This is a genomic window from Lacticaseibacillus zeae subsp. silagei (genome assembly GCF_030770335.1).
GTDB lineage: Bacteria > Bacillota > Bacilli > Lactobacillales > Lactobacillaceae > Lacticaseibacillus > Lacticaseibacillus zeae.
Window position 1 is genome coordinate 683,397 of record NZ_CP132484.1, and the last position, 20,905, is coordinate 704,301.

Below are 20,905 nucleotides of genomic sequence, written 5' to 3' on the forward strand. Positions count from 1 at the left end.
CTCGGGCGTGATGGCCGGGCTTTGGCCATTGTAACCGAGGCCCTTACACGCAGACTTCTGCGCCAGCGAACGCGTTATGATGAGCGTGAGCCAGCCCGTTTAGAAGTCGGAGTGTAAGCGGCTTTGGTCATTGCGACCGAGGTCCTTACACGCAGACTTCTGCGCCAGCGAATACGTTAAGCTGCCTGATCCGTGATGATTAACCTTAATTAAACGCCCGTTTCTGTGGCAATACAGCTTTGAGCCATTCGCCAATAAACGGATATTGCCGGTTTAATTCAATTACCTGAGTTTCCGGATCCGGATACTTCAGATAAACCATATTATTATCAGGATCAATCAGAACTGTAAAGAGTTTTTGATTGGGTAGCGGTAATTCGTAGACACCTTTTTGTTTGCCTTGACGCATCAAAATCGCATTGTTTGACGCAATGACAAACAGCTCGTCTAAGGCAGGAGAGTTATTGCCGGCAGCAACCCGCACGACCAATTTGAGATGGTGATTGACCAGTTCTTCCGGAATTGTCGTTGATGCCCATTCGAAGCGATCACTTTTCACATCTTCCGAACCCAGATCTTTCCAGTCGTGGCCGTCTTCATCCAGAATCTGATAATCGAGCACTTTGCTTTCAAGATCTAAGGTGACATTAATGCTAAAGGCGCCTGCTTTGACAACCGTCTTTTTGGCAACTAATGGCTTGAGGTTGTCAAAACGAGTCTTAAAGTGTAGCCCGTTGACAGGTTGTAAGACCGTTTCATCAATTGATGAGAACTGGTAGCCACCCTGGTTAAGCGCCTTGGTTAACGCAGAAAGTGCCTTGACTTCATCGTCATCGTACGGCAACGCATGGCTGTCGCTTGCGGTTATCTGCAATAAGGTTGGCAGATTGACCGCTTTGAGCGTTGCGTCAGCGCTTAAGGGATTCACAATCGTCAATAAGGTGTTATTGTCGTTTTCAGTTGCTTGAATGAGGGTGATTTCGCTGTGCTGTGAATCGGTTGTCGTATCCTTGAACCACAACGTCTGCAAAAAGTTGGCCGGAATTGACGCCATGTTTTGCAACGTCTGATAGAGCTTATCGCGCATGAGACCGGTGTAGCTGGCTAATAGTGCTGTCAAAGCGTCATCGTTGGCGCCCCATAAAGGTGAGTCAGCCAGGCGATCGGTTTCGGTTTGATAGGCGGTACTAATTTGTTGCCGTAATTGGGAAACAGATAAGGGCTTGGCAATTAAGGCAGCCAGATGTGTGTCATTCAGATTAAGCATTCGTGCGGCCTCCTTCAAGCTTTAATGACTGCATGAAATCGTCCTTTAGATTGGCAAGGACATTTTCAAATTCAGCAACGGAACTGTAAGTATTCATGACGGCCTGATATTCATAGCGCGTGATGGCTGCAGAAACTTCCAGTTCACGTTTGCGCTTGTCGAAGGTGTCATCAGCGGCCAGCTTTTCTTTGTCAAAGCGGGCTTTGAGTTGTGAAGCGTCTGCGGCTGAAGTTCGGGACGTTGGCGCAGGATCATCGTCATCGTTTGGATCGATGAAGTTTTTCAACAAGCCGCGGAATCCGCTACCGCCTTGGGCAGGTTGGTCGCGTTCCGGCGCAGCCTCGGCTTCGAGATTATCGATTTGCGTGTGCAGCGAATCAACATCGCGGTACACTTCCTTGCGCATCGCATCTAGTTGCCGATCTAAATAATGGTCGGGGTCGGCAGAGAAGGCTTCCAATTGTGGCAGAATTTTGCGCTGCTCATCGGTCGACTGGGTGATGGCGCGTAAAATAACATTGATATGCCCGAAGTCACGACGGTGGTACCAGTTCCCGAAATAGACGGTTCCTTGGTCGTTGACCTCAAAAAAAGGGATGTGCTGACGCAAAAAATCAATGAACCCGATTTGCAAAAAGTCGTGCAACTCGGCTTGGGCGCTTTTGTCGTAGGCTAAGATGTAACCAGGGGCTTCTTCGATGTCTAGCCGCAAGTTTTCGGCGGTTGCATCGATTCCCTGATATAAGCGATAGCGTGATTTTTTATGCCAGGCATCGGTAAAATCACTGAAGAATTTTTTTTGGTAAGTTAGACTCGTTTCGATTGACATTTAATATCCTCTCACATTCTATCCGGTTATTTTAAGTGTACCGCATAAACAGGCATATAAGGAAGTTTTATTCTCATTTTTGCCACAGAGAAGGTTGAATCAGCCGCTTTCATCAAATGCATGCTAGAATGAAATCAAATCTGGTTGGTAAGCGTAAACGAAATGAGGTAGGAAAATGAAAATAGCTGTTTTAGGTGCGACTGGCCGGGCTGGGAGCGCAATTGTTGCCGAGGCGCAGCGACGTGGCCATGAGGTGTTGGCAGTCGTTCGGGATACGCAAAAAGCTGCCAGTCGCCTTGGGCAAAATGTCCCGACATTGGTGAAGGCGCCGCTGGAATTGACAGAAGCCGATTTAGATAACGTTGATGCCGTTGTGGATGCGCTGAGTGTACCGTGGGGATCCGGTCGTGGGTATTTGCATTTGGACTTTGCGACCCACTTAATTAGTTTGTTACGGAATACGGACACTTTAGCGGTTTTCATTTTGGGTAGCGCGAGTCTGTCGATGCCAGGCGCGGATCATCCCATGATTCTTGATTTTCCTGAGAGTGCTGTAAGCCAGCCGTGGTATGATGGCGCTAAATATCAGTATTATGAATATCGCTTCTTGCAGATGACCGATAATGTTAACTGGATCGGGATTTCAGCAAGCGAGGCGTTTCCGAGTGGGCCGGCGACGAGTTATGTTGCCGGTAAGGATACGTTGTTGGTTGGCGAAGATGGGCAGAGTCACATTACCACGGGGAATATGGCGCTGGCGATTCTTGATCAGTTGGAACGGCCGACTGCATTGCAGGACCGGATTACGGTGCGTGATGCTGATGCGTGATGGTGTGGTTGGTTGTTTGGGTGAGTAAAGCAAAACACGATCCTTGGTTCGATGGTTGGCCATTTGGTGTGGCTGGTTATCGGGCGGGGGTCGTGTTTTTTTGGTTTGTAAGTATGTAGGTGGACTGTTGTGTTCTGTAAGGCGGTTGCTGGCGTGGGGGATGCCACATAAAGGGTTCAACTGGTCGAGGGCGCGTTAACGGGGAGGACTTTCTATTGTAGGCACGTATGTAGTTGAGCTTTCGCATTCTATAACGCGCTCACCGGCGCAGAAGCCTGCACATAAGGACCTCGCACCTAAATGGCCAAAGCCCAGCCATTTAGGTGCGAGGCCACTTATGCTCCGGCTTTTAACCGCGCCGGTTCGCGCTCAACAAAAAAAAGCCCCACGCATTGGGGGTGCGCGGGGTTCCCGTGTCAGCGCCATTGGGGGTGGTACTGACTTATTTTTACTTTGGAGGAGTAAAAATGAAAAAAGTTGGGTTGGGGTAGTAGTAAGAAGGGGGTAAACTTCCTTGCTACGGTTAAAAGAATAATCCGTAAATGTGAACTTTTTATGACGATCTGACACAAAATTTTAGAACACGTGTTTTTTCGCTGGTTTTTTGGCAACCACCAGCGTTTATTTGGGAATAAGCGGCAGATTGTCACTTTCCATCAAAAATAGTCAATTAATTCGATAAGCCTTGGCAAACGTGACATTTCGCTGGTCTTTTTCCCCAAAAATGAGGCCATTAACGGGAAATTTTGGACGAAAAACGTTAAGATTTAAGGAAGACAAAGACGCCAGTTAGAAATTTAAAAATGGGGTAATTTGATGGAGCATTCAGTGTCACCAGTTAATCTTAATAGTCTGACTACTGAAGAAAAAGTGAAATTGACTTCAGGAAAAGACTTCTGGTCTTCCGAAGCGTTTCCTGAGCACGGTATTCCTAGCATTCGGATGAGTGACGGGCCGCATGGTTTGCGTTATCAAGCTGCGGAAGCCGATCATCTGGGCATCAATGACAGTGTGCCGAGTACTAGTTTTCCAACGGCTAGTGCCAGCGCATCGTCTTGGGATCCTGAACTCATTGCTGCAATGGGTGAGGCGATCGGTCTTGAGGCACGCAGTCTGGGCGTTGATGTTGTGTTGGGACCCGGCGTGAATATGAAGCGCAATCCTTTGTGTGGCCGAAATTTCGAATATTTTAGCGAGGATCCGTTTTTGGCCGGGAAACTTGGTGCGGCTTGGATTCAAGGCATTCAAAAGCAAGGGGTTGCGGCTTGCCTGAAACACTTTGCGGCGAATAATCAGGAAAATGGCCGGTTGTCGTCTAATTCGATCATTGATCCGGTTGCGCTGCACGAGATCTATCTGGAAGCCTTTCGCATTGCGGTTACTGAAGGGCATCCGGAATCGGTGATGTGTTCTTACAATAAAGTAAATGGTCGCTATGCCAGTGACAATCATTATTTGATGACGCAGGTTCTGCGCAACCAGTTCGGCTTTGACGGCGCCGTCATCACAGATTGGGGCGCACTAAACGATAAGGTTGCTTCGCTGAACGCCGGTACGGATTTAGAAATGCCCGGGGATCAGCACCTTTTTGACAAAGAGGCGTTGAAGGCTTTTCAGACCGGCGAGTTGCGGCCTGCCAGTCTGGATCGCGCCGCTGCCAATATTGCCAAAATGGCGCGTAAACAGCGGCCTAAGTTCACTGGCTCGCGCGAAGAAATGTTACATCAGCACGCCAAATTGGCGCAAAAAATTGCCGAAAGTGCCATTGTGCTGTTGAAAAACGATGACGGGATTTTGCCTTTGGCTGCTAATGAACAGGTAGCCGTGGTTGGCGAATTAGCTAAAGAGACCCGCTTCCAAGGTGCCGGTTCATCGCATATTAAGGCAGCGGAACAGGTGCCAATTTTGACCGGGCTCAAGCAAGCTGGCATCGCTTATGATTATGCAGCAGGGTATCGACTGGATGATCAAGTCGATGAGGAAGCAATCGCTCAAGCACTGGAACTGGCCCGCACCCACGACAAGGTTATTTTTGTCGCCGGATTGCCGGACAACTATGAATCTGAAGGTTTTGATCGCCAAAACATGGCCTTGCCGAAAGTTCAAAATGATTTACTGCAGGCGATTGCTGCAATTAATCCGCATGTGGTGGTTTTGTTGGTTGCCGGCGCACCGGTTGAGCTGCCATGGTTGGATCAGGTACAGGCGGTTTTGGATTTGTATTTAGGCGGTGAACAGATCGGAGCAGCTGCCGGTCGGGTCTTGACCGGACAAGTAAATCCAAGCGGTAAGTTGGCCGAAACTTATCCGGTTCGTTATGCGGATATACCATCTGCGGAGCTTTACGATCACCGTACGCGTTCCGTACCCTATGTAGAAAGCACGTATATTGGCTACCGCTACTTCGACAAAGCGCAGGTGCCGGTGGCGTTTCCGTTTGGTTTTGGCTTAAGCTATACCTCTTTTGCCATTAAAAATGCGCGCCTCACTGACGATCACGTCACCGATGACCAGCCAGTGACGGTACAGGTGGAGTTGACGAATACCGGCAGTCGCGATGGTGCAGAAGTGGTCCAGGCTTACGTTCAGGAACAAACCGCGCGTCCTTTGCGCCCAATCAGAGAACTGAAAGCCTTCAAAAAGGTGTTCGTTAAAGCTGGTGAAACGGTGACGGTTACGTTGGCACTTCCGGCACAGGCGTTCAAAGAGTGGCATGAACAAACCCAGACATGGGAACTGCCTGATGCCGCAAAAGCCGTGGCTATCGGGACAAGTTCTGCAGATATAGTCAGTGTCTTGCCGGTTCAAGTTCACGGACAGGCCTTTACGAATTTTGAAAATGTCCCTGATTGGTATACCACACCGTCTGGCAAGCCGACCGTTCATGATTTTGAACAACTCACCGGTCAAAAGGTACCGCCGCACCATGAGTTTGTTCCTGGTGAATTCACGCGTCTGAATACGCCGCGGGAAATGCAGAAATATTCGTGGCTGCTGCGCTTGGTCGCACGGACGGTCATTAAAATGCGTACCAAGGATTACATTGACAAGGACGGTCCAGAGGCCAAGTTCCAGCAGGCGATCGTGTTGGACACACCGCTTATTCGGTTGGCCCAACAAGCAAGTGGCGCACTTAGACTAAGTATGGTAGATCGATTGGTAGCGGCCGCCAATCATCAGTACCTTAAAATGATTTTTAGATAACAAACGTATTGTAAAAAGATTAAAAATTCCTCTTGACGAACGTATCTTCCATTCGGTATTCTTAATTTCATACAAAACCGAAGGAAGTGTTGACCGTGATGAATCATCGGCAAACACAACTGAATACCTTTTTTGGCAGCTTTTTTGGATAGCGGTTTGCAGTCAGATGCAAACCGCGCAAGCAACGGTTTGCATCCATAAGGCTGTCACATTAAATGTGTCAACAACGCCGCATGGATGAACAATAATCCATGCGGCTTTTCTATACCGAAAACACGGGCCAGTCGCATGGAAAAATGTGACTGGCCCGCTTTTTATTAGGCGAATGTGTTTATGGGGAGGGTAAGTCAAGGCCAAACTTCCGCTTGTACTTAGTTATCTGCTAAAAAGGTCTTCACGGTTTTGTCACAGGATAAATACGCAACGTCACTTCAAGGAGGACTATCATGAAAAAACATCTTTTACTCGCATTGGCTGGCATGGCACTGATTAGCTTGACTTTAACGGGTTGTGGCAAGCAATCGAAAGCCACCAGCAAAGAAACTGTTAAAGTCGGCATTTTGCAATTGATGGATCAGACCGCGTTGACCGAAGCACGCAAAGGATTTGAATCCGAACTCGCTAAAGCCGGCTATAAAGGCAAGCGCATCAAGATCGATTATGTGAACGCGCAAGGCGACCAGGCAAATCTCAAAACCATGAGCGATCGGCTGGCGCGCGGGAAGAATGACGTGAATCTCGCCATTGCCACGCCAGCCGCCCAAGCGTTGCAAAAAGCCGACAAGAAGACACCGTTGCTCTTCACCGCGATCACGGATCCAAAGTCAGCCGGATTGGTGACGAACCTGACGAAGCCGGACAAAAATGCCACTGGCGTTACCGATTTAGTTGCCGTTAGCGACCAGATTGACTTACTGCACAAAACCTTTCCGCAAGCCAAAACGATTGGGCTGATGTACAACGCCGGCGAACCCAATTCGGTCTATCAGATCAAGCAAGCTAAGGCACATCTCAAGAAGTTGGGCTTGCGTTACCAAATCAAGACAGCTGCTACAACTAACGATGTTCAACAGGCAGCCGAAAGCCTAGCCAAAGATGTCGATGCACTGTATTTACCGGCAGATAATGTGATGGCTGCGGCGATGCCGACTATCGGTAAAGTTGCCAAGGAGAAACAAATCCCGGTCGTGCCAGCAGCGTCAACCATGGTCAAAGACGGTGGCACAATCACTAAAGGCATTGATTATCGCGATCTTGGCAAACAAACCGCCAAAATGGCAATCAAATTGCTGAAAGGCACTTCGGTCAAAAAACTCGCCGTCGAAAAACCGGCTGATGTTAAAACCGTGAAAAATGATGCCATGCTAAAAGTGGTGAAACAAAAAGTTAACTTACCGAAGTAACCGGTGTAACAACCTTCTTTGACATTTTAAACCGAGCTAAACCTGAGATGGTCAAAATAATCGTGAAAATATGTGTTGACAAGATGAAATTATGAGGATACTCTTAGAAACAAGCCAGAAGGAACAAACTTCTGGACACAAGGAGTGTTGATCATGAGACAAAACAAAACAACACAACTTAATCACGCGTACTATTACGGCTATTTCGGATAATGGTTTGTATCTCATGGATACAAGCCAATCAGGTTTGTATCCATGATGGCCGTGAGTATTTCACTTGCAATTAACCGCCACATGGACGAATTCATCCATGTGGCTTTTTCTTTCCCGGGAAAAAAGTAAGAGGCCCGCCACACGGATGAGTAAATCCGGTGGCGGGTCTCTTTTTAGAGCAGAGCGTGAATTGGCGCGGTTAGAAGTCGGAGTGTAAGTGGCCTTGGGCGTGATGTCCCGGGCTTAGGCCATCGCGACCAAGGTCCTTACACGCAGACTTCTGCGTCAGTGAACGCGTTTCAAATTAGTGTCGGCGCCTTTGCAGTGTTTTCTATATGTACTGCAAACCAGAGCCCGACGCTGTCCTGCTCACAACCGTGCGCGGGGACCTTAACTACCCGTCCAAACCAGCACGCCAATTCACCAAACATCTCAGGAGGAAGAAAAAATGAAACTCAAACGAATCGCTGCCGTCGCAGCAACCGCACTAGCCATCATGACGTTAGTTGGCTGTGGCAAGTCAACCAAAGCCGCTGCTGACAAGAGTCAGGTAAAGGTCGGCATTTTACAGCTCATTGACCAACAGGCCTTGACTGCAGCCCGCAAAGGCTTCACGGAAGAACTTGCTAAGGCCGGTTACAAAGGCAATAAGATCAAGCTGGATTACGTCAATGCCCAAGGCGATCAATCAAATCTGCAAACCATGAGCCAGCGCCTCGCCCGCGACAAGAATGATCTTAACTTGGCCATTGCGACTCCCGCTGCTCAAGCGTTGCAAAAGGCGGATACCAAAACACCAATGTTATTTACGGCGATCACTGATCCTAAGTCGGCCGGATTGGTCGCTAACTCCGAGAAACCGAATAAAAATGCCACCGGCGTCACCGATAAAGTCGATGTGGCGGGCCAGATCAAGTTTATTCATAAGGTCTTTCCGAAGGCCAAAAAGATCGGCTTGCTGTTCAACGCCGCAGAACAAAATTCGCAGGTTCAAGTCAAGCTAGCCAAAGCCGCGATTAAGAAGCTGGGGCTGACAGCCGTTGAAAAAACCGCAGCGACAACCAATGACGTTGAACAAAGTGCATCGGCACTGATGAAACAAAGCGATGTCATCTATATTCCAACCGACAACACGATGGCAGCTTCCATGGCGACGATTGGTAAAGTCAGCACCAAAGAAAAAATTCCCGTGGTTCCGGCAGACGCGACCATGGTTAAGCTAGCCGGAGTTGCCACTGTGGGCACCAACTACGAAGATCTTGGCAAGCAAACCGGCAAACTAGCCGTGCAGTTGCTGGAGGGCAAGAAGGTTAAAGATTTGCCGGTCGAACAACCATCCAAAACGCGATTGGTGATTAATCCGGAACGGATGCGGCAATTCGGGCTGACAAAAGCCATGTTAGAAGAAGCAGAATGAGGAACCGATTGATTTAAAAAAACGAGGAGAGTCGTTATGGACATTGTGATATCGAGTATCGCCCAAGGATTATTATGGTCGGTTATGGCAATCGGCGTGTATCTGACTTTTCGCATTTTAGACATTGCCGATATGACAGCAGAAGGGAGTTTTCCGCTGGGAGCAGCGATTACCGCCCACGCCATTGTATCGGGGACGGGGCCGATTGTGGCAACGCTGATGGGATTTGTTGGTGGTGCCGCAGCCGGGGCAGTTTCCGGATTTTTGACCACCAAGCTGCATATTCCGGATTTGTTAACCGGTATTTTGACGATGACGGGCTTATATTCGGTGAACCTGTTCATTATGGGCAAGGCCAATATCAGCTTAATTGGCACCGTCAAAACAGTTTTCAATTTGACTGACAGCGGTGATGCGACAACGATCGGTATCATGGTTGGCGCCATTGTAGTAGCAATGGTCATCGGCATATTGGTATTCTTTTTCCACACTGAAATGGGATTGGCGGCGGCCGCTGTTGGTAACAATCAGGACATGGCGGCGGCGAACGGGATTAACAATGACGCCATGAAGATCATCATTTATATGCTAAGCAACGGGCTCATTGCCTTGTCGGGCAGTCTCATGGCGCAAACCAATGGCTATGCCGACTTATCGATGGGGATTGGCACGATCGTGATTGCCCTTGCTGCCATTATCATTTCGGAGATTCTGGTTCGCGGCGTACCGCTGTGGGCCCGGTTGTTGATGATCATCGTTGGCGCCGTGATTTACCGGCTGATTATTGCGGTGGTATTGGATATGGGCGTGGATCCGAACTACCTGCGCTTCTTCTACGCACTTATGTTGACGGTCTTCCTGTCCTTGCCATTACTGAAGAAGAAACTTTTCCAGCTAAAAGTGCGGCATGGCAATCGGCGTCCGGTCAAGCAAAGTCAGACAACGACACCCAAAGCGGCAGACACGATGGCCGTTTCACCGATGGAACAGCAAAAGGAGGCTCGTTAAAATGGCAGTTCTCGAAGTACACGGTTTGCATCAATATTTTGAACAAGGAACCGTCAATGAAAATCACGCATTGAAGGGTATTGACTTGAGCCTGGAACGCGGCGAGTTTGTGGCGATCATCGGAGGTAACGGCGCGGGCAAATCCACGTTGCTTAACAGCATTGCCGGTACCCTGCCGGTTAATCAGGGACAGATTCTCATTGACGGCAAAGACGTGACCTACCAAAACGTTGCCAAGCGTGCTAAATTAATTGCCCGGGTTTTCCAGGATCCCCGATCAGGCACGGCCTCGTTATTGACGATTGAACAGAATCTGGCTTTGGCGGAAAAACGCGGTGATTGGCGCAACTTTTGGGCGAGTGGCGTGAAGCGGCGCGATCGCCAACACTTTCAAGAGAAACTTGCGACACTGGGATTGGGACTGGAGAAGCGATTAGGTGCGGAGATGGGCTTGCTTTCCGGTGGCCAACGCCAGGCAGTCACGTTGCTGATGGCGACGTTGAAAAAGCCGGCGCTGTTGCTGCTAGATGAACACACGGCAGCGCTTGATCCGCAAACCAGCGCAACGGTCATGGCGCTGACCGATCAGATGGTGAGGGCACAGAAGATCACCACGTTGATGATCACCCACAACATGGCGAGTGCTTTGAAATACGGTGACCGGCTGATCATGCTGGATCATGGCGAAATTGCTGTGGATGTCCGTGGTGAAGCGAAGCAAAATCTGACGGTTGAAGACTTGCTGACGTTGTTTAAAGAACGTAGCGGGCAGGAATTTGCTGACGATGCTGTTTTATTAAGTTAAGGGTTCAGGTGTGAGCTGCCCGGTTAGCGAGTGAATGCAAAAAAGCGGCTTAATTGAAAAGGCACCTGGATTCCCAACACGTCTATCGTTGGGAGTCCAGGTGCCTTTTAATTTTGACAGATAGCTGACTTTGCTCCTCTAAATATTCTCAAGCCATACTAACAACCGTTCTGACTGAATGGTGCGTAAAGTGGTTGTTTAACGCTTGCGGCAGGTCGGCTAGGCTGATTTTTTGGAAAGGAACAGGGTTTAACTTTGCCAGCACTGTCCATGCTTCCTGACGTAATTCATTCGGGGCGCTCACGGAATCCACGCCCAACAAGCTAATATTCCGCAAGATAAACGGGAAAACCGTCAGCGGCAAGGAAGTACCGGCCGCGTTGCCGCATAACGCGACCGCACCATTATAGCGCATGCTTGGCAGTAGACTGGACGTGAAGCTGCCGCCAAGTGGATCAATGGCGTAATCAAACTGTTGGCGGCTCAGGGCTTTGCCTTTGGGTAATTCGTCTAACGCCAAGGTTGCGGTGGCTCCCAGATCGCGAACTTGCTGTTGCTGATCAGGGGTGCGCACAACGGCAATTCGATTTGAAAATCCGGCATTTTCTAACAGTTGTAGGGCAATGCTGCCGACGCCACCTGTTGCGCCGCCTACTAAGATCTTGGGATTTTGTTCTGGCGTCATGCCAGCTTGCATCAACGCATTGATGCATAATGCTGCTGTTAATCCTGCTGTGCCGAATACCATGGCCGTTTCAAGCGTCATGTTCGGCGGTAGTGGCATGGCCCAACTTGCCGGGATGCGGGCATATTGGGCATAACCGCCGCCTTGACTGACGCCTAAGCCGTGGCCGGTTGCCAGAATCTGATCGCCTTTTTTAAATTGCGGATCCTGACTAGCTACAACCGTGCCGCTGAGATCAATACCGAGAGTTTGCGGGTATTGCCGAATAATTTGGTTGTGCGGCTGGTAAGCTAAGGCATCTTTATAATTAATGTCTGAATAAGCGACGCGGATTAAAAGTTCGCCCGCGGACAGATCATCTGTGGTGATCGTTTGTAGTGTCGCTTTTTGGCCGTCGTGAATGAATGCTTGAAAAAACTGCATTAGAGCTACCTCCTCGTTAAGAATCACTTCTATGCTCAATTATTAACTAAATCATAGCAGTTTCATTCGTAATAACCAAACGCTCGTTACTCGTTGTCGCTAACCAGATTCGGTTGGTGCCAGGCCGCCAGTTCGTGCCGATGCTGCCAACGTTTGTAGCTTTCAACAATCAGCATTGGTAACCAGACGGCTACGAACACAATGAGCCACTGACCAAGTGTCAGAGGAGCTAGCTGGAAGATTTGTTGAAACGGTTTAAGAAGTGCGAGCAGCAAAATGACCGCCATGGTTCCCAACAGGCTGACGGTTAAAATCGGATTACTGGTTAAGGCAGTGCGGTTGAGCCGCGCCCGGGTTTTGATCGGGAAAACGTCGAGCATGGAGCCAATCGCCAAAGTCAAGAAGAGCATGGTCATGCCGACAATCGGTTGATCAGGGCTGACAACGAAGCGTCCGATCGCGTAGATACCAAGGATCAGTCCCACATAAGTCGCCGTGCGTACAGCAACGCGTTTACTGAGGCCATTGGCAAAGATGCTGGCTTCTTTAGGAATCGGCTTGAGGTGCATGATGCCGGGTTCAGCCAGTTCGCGGCTCAGGAAGAATCCAGGAATCCCGTCGGCAAGCACGTTGACAATCAACAGTTGTTCCGGTGTCATCACGGCGCCCCAGCCGATTAAAACGGCAATTAACATGGTGAAAATCTGGGCGAAATTGACGGAAATCAGAAATTCAACGGCTTTGAGAATATTTTGGTAAACTGTTCGTCCTTGCGCCACCGCGTCGATAATGGTGGCAAAGTTGTCATCAGTTAAAATCATGTCGGCCGCGTTTTTCGCCACGTCGGTTCCGGTGATGCCCATCGCAATGCCGACGTCTGCAGCTTTCAGCGCTGGCGCATCGTTGACCCCGTCACCGGTCATGGCGACAACGGCTTGTTGCTGTTGCCAGGCTTTCACAATGCGAATTTTGTCACTTGGGGTCGTACGGGCAAAGACGCGAATCTGGTGAATGGTGGCAGCTAAGGTTTCATCACTCATTTGGTTTAACTCGTGACCGGTAATCGCGCGGTGACTGCCATCAAGAATTCCGATATCGCGGGCAATGGCGGTGGCAGTGTCAAGGTGGTCACCCGTAATCATCACAGTGACGATCCCGGCATCTTTTGCGGCTTGAATCGCAGCCGGTACTTCCGGGCGTGGCGGATCGATCAGTCCGATGAGCCCCAGTGGCTGAACATCTGTGAGCTGGCTCTCCCAATCAGCTCCGGGATCGGCTGTGAATTCTTGGTAGCCGGCAGCTAGGACGCGCAATGCCTGTCCTGTCATCTGATCATGGACAGAAGCGGCTTCAGTTTGCCAGTTTGGCGCTGAAAAGGCAATCCGATCCACGGCACCTTTAATAATAGCAAGATAGTGGCCATCCGGAGTGCGGTGTAACGTCGCCATGGTTTTTTTAGCTGATGAAAAAGGGGCTTCCGCAATACGTGGGTAACGGGTTTCAAGATCGTCGCGGCTTAAGTCATAGTGGGCAAGCAACCGCATAATGGCCAGCTCGGTGGCGTCACCGATGTCTGGTTCGTCCTGATCGGTTAACTTGGCGTTGGTGGCGAGTCCTAAATAGGATAGAAAACGGCGCGTATCAGTCGTTAGCGGTTCGGCTGTAGCCTTTTGAATATTAGGCTGCCCGAATGACCAAAAATGCGTCACGGTCATCTTATTTTGCGTTAAGGTACCGGTTTTGTCCGAGGCGATAACGTTGACATTGCCGATGGTTTCGACTGCGGTAACTTGACGAATGATCGCGCGGCGCTTGGCCATTTTCTGAACACCGTGTGCCAGACTCAAGGTGACAATGACCGGCAATGTTTCCGGAACTGCCGCGATGGCTAAGCTGACACCAAGCATTAGACTGTCTGCCAGAGTTTCTTGATGATACAGCATGGCTAATAACATGGTTAACGCGCCGCCTAAAACTGCAACTAATGATAGCCGTTTGCCAAGTGCGTCGAGCCGTTTAGCGAGTGGAGTGACCTGCTTTTTGGTTTGGTTTAATAGCGAGGCAATTTTTCCCAGTTCGGTATTCATCCCCGTCGCCGTGACGATCGCGGTTGCTTTTCCGCTGGTAATTGCGGTGCCGGAAAAAATGCAGTTAGCCGCATCGCCGAGATTTTCAGGAACTTCAGCTAATGGGGCAGCTGATTTAGCAACAGATTCGCTTTCGCCGGTTAAAACGGCTTCGTCTGCTTCAAGTTCCTGACTTTCAATCAGCCGGGCATCTGCAGCAACGGCATCGCCGGCCTTGAGCAGCATTAAGTCACCTGGAACTAAATTCGCCGCTTGAATGGTTTGCGTTTTATCATCGCGAATCACGGTAACGGTATGAACAGTCATGGCTTTTAACGCAGCCAATGCTTTTTCGGCGCTGCGTTCCTGATATAAGGAAATGACAACGTTTAAGATAACAATACTGCCAATGACAATCGTCTTGGTCCAGTTACTGTCCGTCGTCAATGCGAGATAAGCGGATAGGCCGACAGCAAAGAGCAGGATCAATGACGTGATATCGCTGAGGTGGTGGGCGATTTGCCGAAACAAGCTAGGCTTTTTGGCAGCGGTCAATTGATTGGAACCATTTTGTTGCCGGTGTTTGGCAACTGCATCAGTTGTCAGACCGGTTGTGAGGTTAGTGTCAAATTCAGCGGCCAAATCGCTCGGCGTCAGAAGTGTCAAGGCTTTGGTCGTTGTTGGCATACACTCAGTCCTTTCTGGGTTGGGTGGGTCATGTCAATACTTACTTATAATAACCGTAACATGACAAAGTGTCGTCTGTAAAATTTTGAATCGGCACGCCGGTTTCTAACCGGGCTGGGTCACGCTCACAAAAACAGGACTGCCGAGTGATGACCAGCAGTCCTGTTTTATCAATGGTGAATAGAGCTTTCTTTAGTTTTGCAACGCGTGATAGCGATAATGCGTCTGTTGCGCTGCCTGGGTTTTGAAGCCATAGGTGTCGGCAACGATGTAAAGCGGTCGATGGCGACTTTCGGCAAACATTCTGCCGATGTAATTGCCAAGTAGTCCGATCGTGAAGGTCACGCCGGCGCCGACAAAGAAGGTGGCACTAATGACCCAAGTCAATAAACTGAGGCGGCCAAGTAGAAGACTGACGAAGGTGGTGACAACGGCTACTAAGAGGAAGAAGCCGCTTAACCAGTTGGCAATCGTCAAAGGGACAGTCGAGAAGCTGGTAATGCCGTTCATGGCAAGGTGCAGCATTTTCCGCAACGGATAGTGGGTTTTACCAGCCGTGCGTTCTTGCCGATCGTATTCTACGGCGACTTGTTTATAGCCGACCCATGAGACCATGCCGCGAACATACGGATCTTGTTCGTTCATCTGTTTTAAAACGTTGACAACACGACGGTCCATGAGTCGAAAGTCGCCGGTGTCAACCGGAATATCGATACTCGTGACGGCTTTCAACACCCGATAAAACGTTTCGGCGGTCAGCTTTTTAAACCAGGTTTCACCGCTGCGTTTGCGGCGCTTACCGTAAACAACGTCATAGCCTTCCCGCCAGCGCGCCAGCATTTCGGGAATCACGCGGGGCGGATCTTGCAAGTCAGCGTCCATGACGACAACCGCGTCACCGCTGGCGTAACGGATGCCGGCCGTAATCGCCAGTTGATGGCCGAAGTTGCGCGAAAAATCCACCAGCCGAATCGTCGGATTTTCGGCCACAGCAGCTCTTATCTGATCGGCGCTATCGTCAGTCGAACCGTCGTTGACAAAAATGAGCTCATATCGTTCCGGTCTGGCACGGACGTAATTAGCCAGTTCCTTGATCGTCTCACCGATACCGGCGCTTTCGTTATAGACTGGCAAAACGATCGAGATGAAGGGATCCTTTTCTTGTCGCATAGCGCATCTTCTCCTTTCAAAATGATGATGGATTACTTAACCATGCTAGCGTCAAGCTCATACAGGGTGCCGCCACCCATGCCACCGCCCATTCCCATACCACCTGGGGACTTGGTGCTTGAGCTGCTTTGACTACTATATTTGTTTGAAGAAACCTTTTTACCGACTTTGGTGACCCAGGATTCAATCTTGGAATTACCTGAGCGACCTGAGGACAGGTAATATTTCATGTCGCCTTTTTTAACGAGGGCTTTGAATTGTTTGAGGGTAATGGCAGGGTCGGTACCATTAAATCCGCCGATCGCCATGACTGCTTTGCCGGACTTAATGATGTAAGGCGCGGCCGTGCTAGCGTTGCTGGTAGCAAACAGGTATTTGGCGCTGCCTTGATGTTTTTCAACATACTTCAGCAATCCGCTGTCAACGCTGCCGCTACCAATACCACCGCTGTTACCGCCGGAGGTCAGAAGTGAAGGACCGGCAGACGGAATCGCAGCTGATGAACCGGCAAGTGTCGGTGTAAGTGACCAGAAGCCCGGCGCTACCAAAATAGCGGCAATGGCAACGCCCAGGGCTGATTTGCGCCAACTTCTGGTTCGGCCGATGAAAAGAAGCGCTAAGCCGATTAGACCTGCACCAACCACGAGCCATGTCTGCCACTGATAGTACAAGCTGACATACCAAGCCTGGAGTGCCGTTGTTGTCACGATGGCAAGTGGCAATAACCAACTTTGCCAATGCTTGAAGCCCAGCTTGAATTGCTTAAACATTGTGACAATCCCGATGCCGAACAAAGCAGCAATCGGCGGTGCGAGCATAATCATGTAGTAAGGGTGGAAGAAGCTGGCAATTGAGAAGAAACCAGCGACTGGTACGAGCCAACCCATCCAGAAAAGCAAATGATTTTGCTGAGAGGTTGTTTGATACCATTTATGCTTGCGATCGAGATAATAGGCAAATGCACTGATGAAGCCGATTAAAGCAGCTGGGACTAACCAACTGATTTGCGGGCCAAGGTCGGATTGGAGCAAGCGTAACGGGCCAGCAGTACCAATGGCAAAGGCACCACCGCCACCGCCACCACCTTTACGGCCGCCCGGAGCACCGCCGCCTGTACCAGGTCCGCCTTTAAAGTTACCTTTTTTGAAGTTGGCAGGCATTTTCCCGCCGGTAGCTTTTTTGGTTTTGACAGTTGCCTGCTGCTTTTTAGTCCCAGTTGGTGGTGTTCCGCCTTGGGTGTTGCCGGTACCTGGTTGACCGGACGTGCCTTTAGTTGACTTGCCACCTGGTGGATTGCCGGTCTTACCGGTTGCGCCAGTTGGTGGGGTTCCGAACTTTCCTTTGGTTCCGGTTGGCGCTGTTCCTTTTTTGGCTTTAGCGCCGGTTGGTACTGTACCGGTTTTTCCCTTGGTTCCGGTAGGCGCAGTCCCGGTTTTACCTTTAGTGCCAGTTGGTGGGGTGCCACCGGTCTTGGACTTGGCATTATTCCCCATGCCTGGGAAAGCTGCGCCAGTACCGGTTGTTTGACCTAGTAAGCGTTCAGTACCGTTATAGCCAAAAGCCAATTCCATTTCCGAGTTCGTTTCAGAACTGCCGACATAGGGTCGCTGAGTCGCAGCAGTCGAATCAACCTGCATTGGCCAGGCTAATGTAGTAACCGCCATGGCGACAGCCGCAATGCCTAGTGTGGTAAGGCGGCGCCAAAGTTTCTGGTTCGAGGCGATCCAGTAGAAAAGCAATAGGGCCGGCAAAATCATAAAGGCCTGAAGCATTTTAATATTGAACGAGACGCCAATTAAGGCAAAACTGACAACCACCAACCATGGCTTGCGGGTGCTAATGGCCTTCATGAGGCACCAGCTCGCAAGCAATAAGAAGAATTGTAAGGTGGCGTCCATATTGTTTGTCCGCGAATCCGCAACCACAATCGGCGTCAAAGTGAGTGCCAGTGCGGCTAGTCGCGCTGCCCAGGCATTAAAGCGTGGCTTGATCATGTTGTAGATTAAGGCAACGCTGCCGATGCCGAACAAAATGGATGGTAGGACAACTGACCAGCCATGAACGCCGAAAATTTTGGCGGAGATGGCCATAAACCACAGTGCGACCGGTGGTTTATCAACTGTAATAAAACCAGCGGGATCAAAAGCGCCGTACCAGAAATTGTGCCAACTTTGAACCATACTGGTAATGGCGGCGGTGTAATAATCATTGGCATTGCCTGCTTCCCAGATGTTCCATGCATAGAGAAATGCTGCGAGAATTAAAATGCCAATGAGCCACCAATCAACCGTCCATTGTCTAATTTTTTTCATGTGCCGTGACTCCCTTTTCTCGGAATACCCAGAACTTACTTAAAAGGAAGTTCGTCGGGACAGTAACCATAAGCGAAAACATCGGTGCTAAAGGCTTAGGTAAACCCAAAGCATCATTCCAGAAGCTGGTCAGCACCAGACTTAAAATAAATGTGAGGCCATAAGAGAAATAGTATCGCGGCGCTACATTTTTAAGCTGGCGATGATCTTTGACTTTGAAAACCCAGGTATCATTGAGGAAAAGTCCCAAGATGGACGTTAACCCATAACCGACACCCATTGCAGCGGTCGGATTGATCAATTGGTATAATGTCAGATAGATCAGATAAGTCAAAATGGTGTTGATCCCTCCGACGAGACCGAAGCTAATGAATTGTTTCAGCTTTAGGCGCATCGTATCGCTCCCTTCCTGATGAATGGGATTAGTATGCGATGTGCAGCATAAATTAACCTTAAAGAAGGGCACGTTTTTTCTTAAGAAGGTTTTATGGTTGGCGTGTTAGGTTGAAATAGTGGTTGAGGTGATCGGCCCTAACACATTTGCTGGCGCAGACTTCTAAGTGCGCCAGCTCACGCTCACTCAAATAATTAGGAGTAAAAAATGACGGTTAAACCAAAAATTCTTGTCATAGAAGACGATCCGGATTTGAATGAAAGCATCATTGATTTTATTCGGGACTTTTCCGAACCTGAAGCCGCGTTAACCGGGGCGGATGGTTTGTATCAGGCCGAGGAAGGTGTGTTTGATGCGATTATTCTGGATATCATGCTGCCGGAATTAAATGGCTTCGACTTGCTCAAGCAGTTGCGCGCCAAGCAGGTGAAAACGCCGGTGCTTATTTTGACGGCTAAGGATGCACTTGCCGATAAGTTGCGCGGGTTTGAATTAGGCGGGGATGATTACCTTACTAAACCCTTCCACCGCGAAGAGCTCATTATGCGGCTCAAGGCGTTGTTGAAACGCACTGGACACTTTTTTGATGATGATGGCTTAACTGCTGGGCCATACGAAGTGTATTTAAATCGCCATGAAGTGCTGATCAATGGGCAACCCGTTTCGTTAAATGGTAAGGAATTCGACTTGCTCGTGTATTTGCTGCAGAATCAAAAAACCATTATCACGAAAGATCAGATTTTCGATCGACTTTGGGGCTTTGACTCCGAAACCGCTGTGAGTGTGGTTGAAGTTTATATGTCGAACTTACGCAAAAAGTTAAAACCGCTGAAAGTTGACGGCTGGATTAAAACCATTCGCAATGTTGGCTATATTTTTCAAGAACCGGAGGGCCGTGAATGAATGCAGATAAAGGAATTAAACGGCAGCAACGGCGCTTGTTTGTCGGGCAACTACTGAGCTTTGCCGGACTTTTCCTGGTGCTGGGATTGATCGTCTTTTTTTTGTATGAACGCTCGGTTTATCAAGATATTGACCATACGTTAGAACAGCAAAAGACCATGATCATCAAACCGGCAACAGGGATGACGACGCCCAACGCCCCACGGCAGCCGGGAGGGAGTCGGCCGATTTCGTTTCGGATGAATATGGTGGTCTTCAATAAAAAAGGCAAAATTATTAATCAAGCCATGCTGGGCGAACGCTTTTATGCGTATTTCAAGAAACTGAAATTGGATCGGCAGGCGCTTAACAAACTACAGACTTTAGCGACCTCGACTGGCACATTTCGAACATTGTTGGTTAAAGTGCCGCAGACGGCCGCTGATCCACAATATGCCGGTCATTATGTATTGATTTTGCAGAACACCGATGCCCAGGAAGCAGCTATTCGCTCGTTTCGGCAGGTTTTGATTGTGACGATTATTTTATTCTGGGCGTTGGCGCTGGGATTGTCTTATTGGTTATCGACGCGGGCAATGCGGCCGATTGTGCGGTCATGGCAGCGGCAACAGGATTTCGTTGCGGATGCCGCCCACGAATTGCGGGCACCGCTGGCCGTGATTCAAAGTAAACAGGAATCCCTGCTGACAAAACCGCAAGCCACCATTATCGATGAAAGCGAAGCAATAGCGACTTCGTTGGGCGAAACCAAGCGTTTGCGGCAGTTGACGGATGACTTGTTGACGATTGCCAAGGCTGACAGCAACACCATCGAAATCGAGTTAACTGACCTGCGCTTTGATCAGGCTTTAGCGCCACAGCTGGCGTCTTATCATGACATTGCCAAAAGTCAGGACAAGTCCTTTACGACCAAGCTGCCGGCAGATGGCCATGCTTGGTTTGATGCAGCTCGGATCAAACAATTGCTGGTGATTCTGCTAGACAATGCCTTCAAATACACGCAAGCAGGTGATTCAATTTGGGTCGAAGTCACGCAAACGCCGCGGGACTGGCAATTGATTGTCGGCAATTCAGGACCGAATATTGCCGATGCTGACAAATCCCGAATTTTCGAACGCTTTTATCGCGAAGATGCCTCCCGCAGCCGGCAAACTGGCGGCAGCGGCTTGGGATTGGCCATCGCCCGGTGGATTGTGACGATTCATCATGGTCACATTGAGGTCAAAGACGTCCATCCCCACGGTGCCTTATTTGTTGTGACGCTACCAAATAAGCCGCGTGGAGCTTAAT

The 20,905-nt window shown here is 49.5% G+C and carries 15 protein-coding genes; 8 read left to right on the forward strand and 7 right to left on the reverse strand.

Going from position 1 to position 20,905, the window contains the following annotated elements:
* Positions 1 to 205: 205 nt before the first annotated feature.
* Positions 206 to 1,267 carry a hypothetical protein gene (locus LACZS1_RS03215; protein WP_025013224.1) on the reverse strand — a complete coding sequence of 354 codons (1,062 nt, stop codon included), beginning with the start codon at positions 1,265 to 1,267 and terminating at the stop codon, positions 206 to 208.
* Positions 1,260 to 2,096 carry a hypothetical protein gene (locus LACZS1_RS03220; RefSeq protein ID WP_010493547.1) on the reverse strand — a complete coding sequence of 279 codons (837 nt, stop codon included), beginning with the start codon at positions 2,094 to 2,096 and terminating at the stop codon, positions 1,260 to 1,262. The genes LACZS1_RS03215 and LACZS1_RS03220 overlap by 8 nt, the downstream gene beginning before the upstream one ends.
* Before the next feature lie 175 nt (positions 2,097 to 2,271).
* Here LACZS1_RS03220 and LACZS1_RS03225 point away from each other — a divergent pair, with 175 nt between their 5' ends.
* The 6 genes from LACZS1_RS03225 to LACZS1_RS03250 all read left to right on the forward strand — a co-directional run bounded on the left by LACZS1_RS03225 (position 2,272) and on the right by LACZS1_RS03250 (position 10,975).
* A complete protein-coding gene (locus LACZS1_RS03225; RefSeq protein WP_070652123.1) occupies positions 2,272 to 2,925 on the forward strand; it encodes an NAD(P)H-binding protein in 654 nt (217 codons plus the stop codon).
* Positions 2,926 to 3,741: 816 nt separating this feature from the next.
* A complete protein-coding gene (locus LACZS1_RS03230) occupies positions 3,742 to 6,129 on the forward strand; it encodes a beta-glucosidase family protein (protein ID WP_070652124.1) in 2,388 nt (795 codons plus the stop codon).
* A 446-nt stretch (positions 6,130 to 6,575) separates the two neighbouring features.
* The gene (locus tag LACZS1_RS03235) at positions 6,576 to 7,532 is read left to right on the forward strand and encodes an ABC transporter substrate-binding protein (RefSeq protein WP_070652125.1); all 957 of its coding nucleotides are present in this window, start codon (positions 6,576 to 6,578) and stop codon (positions 7,530 to 7,532) included.
* A gap of 661 nt (positions 7,533 to 8,193) precedes the next feature.
* On the forward strand, positions 8,194 to 9,162 hold the full coding sequence (locus tag LACZS1_RS03240) for an ABC transporter substrate-binding protein (protein ID WP_306402901.1): 969 nt from the start codon (positions 8,194 to 8,196) through the stop codon (positions 9,160 to 9,162).
* Positions 9,163 to 9,198: 36 nt separating this feature from the next.
* Entirely contained in the window at positions 9,199 to 10,170 is a 972-nt protein-coding gene (locus LACZS1_RS03245) for an ABC transporter permease (RefSeq protein WP_093997873.1), read from the forward strand.
* Between the two features lies 1 nt (position 10,171).
* On the forward strand, positions 10,172 to 10,975 hold the full coding sequence (locus LACZS1_RS03250) for an ABC transporter ATP-binding protein (protein WP_070652128.1): 804 nt from the start codon (positions 10,172 to 10,174) through the stop codon (positions 10,973 to 10,975).
* A gap of 148 nt (positions 10,976 to 11,123) precedes the next feature.
* On the opposite strand, the gene LACZS1_RS03255 is transcribed toward LACZS1_RS03250, so the two are convergent.
* From LACZS1_RS03255 to LACZS1_RS03275, 5 genes are all read right to left on the reverse strand, one after another.
* Positions 11,124 to 12,083 (reverse strand): acrylyl-CoA reductase family protein, encoded by a 960-nt coding sequence (locus LACZS1_RS03255; RefSeq protein WP_070652129.1) that lies wholly within the window; start codon positions 12,081 to 12,083, stop codon positions 11,124 to 11,126.
* An 86-nt stretch (positions 12,084 to 12,169) separates the two neighbouring features.
* Positions 12,170 to 14,836, reverse strand: a complete 2,667-nt coding sequence (locus tag LACZS1_RS03260; RefSeq protein ID WP_070652130.1) for a cation-translocating P-type ATPase — start codon at positions 14,834 to 14,836, stop codon at positions 12,170 to 12,172.
* Positions 14,837 to 15,028: 192 nt separating this feature from the next.
* A complete protein-coding gene (locus LACZS1_RS03265; RefSeq protein ID WP_070652131.1) occupies positions 15,029 to 16,006 on the reverse strand; it encodes a glycosyltransferase family 2 protein in 978 nt (325 codons plus the stop codon).
* A 32-nt stretch (positions 16,007 to 16,038) separates the two neighbouring features.
* Positions 16,039 to 18,318: a glycosyltransferase family 39 protein gene (locus LACZS1_RS03270; RefSeq protein ID WP_070652132.1), complete on the reverse strand. Its 2,280-nt coding sequence runs from the start codon at positions 18,316 to 18,318 to the stop codon at positions 16,039 to 16,041.
* Entirely contained in the window at positions 18,305 to 18,712 is a 408-nt protein-coding gene (locus tag LACZS1_RS03275) for a GtrA family protein (RefSeq protein WP_070652133.1), read from the reverse strand. Before LACZS1_RS03275 ends, LACZS1_RS03270 begins: the two co-directional genes overlap by 14 nt.
* Positions 18,713 to 18,919: 207 nt before the next feature.
* Between LACZS1_RS03275 and LACZS1_RS03280 the strand changes: the two genes are divergently transcribed.
* On the forward strand, positions 18,920 to 19,615 hold the full coding sequence (locus tag LACZS1_RS03280; RefSeq protein ID WP_070652134.1) for a response regulator transcription factor: 696 nt from the start codon (positions 18,920 to 18,922) through the stop codon (positions 19,613 to 19,615).
* Positions 19,612 to 20,904 carry a sensor histidine kinase gene (locus LACZS1_RS03285; RefSeq protein ID WP_070652135.1) on the forward strand — a complete coding sequence of 431 codons (1,293 nt, stop codon included), beginning with the start codon at positions 19,612 to 19,614 and terminating at the stop codon, positions 20,902 to 20,904. The genes LACZS1_RS03280 and LACZS1_RS03285 overlap by 4 nt, the downstream gene beginning before the upstream one ends.
* Position 20,905: the final 1 nt, after the last annotated feature.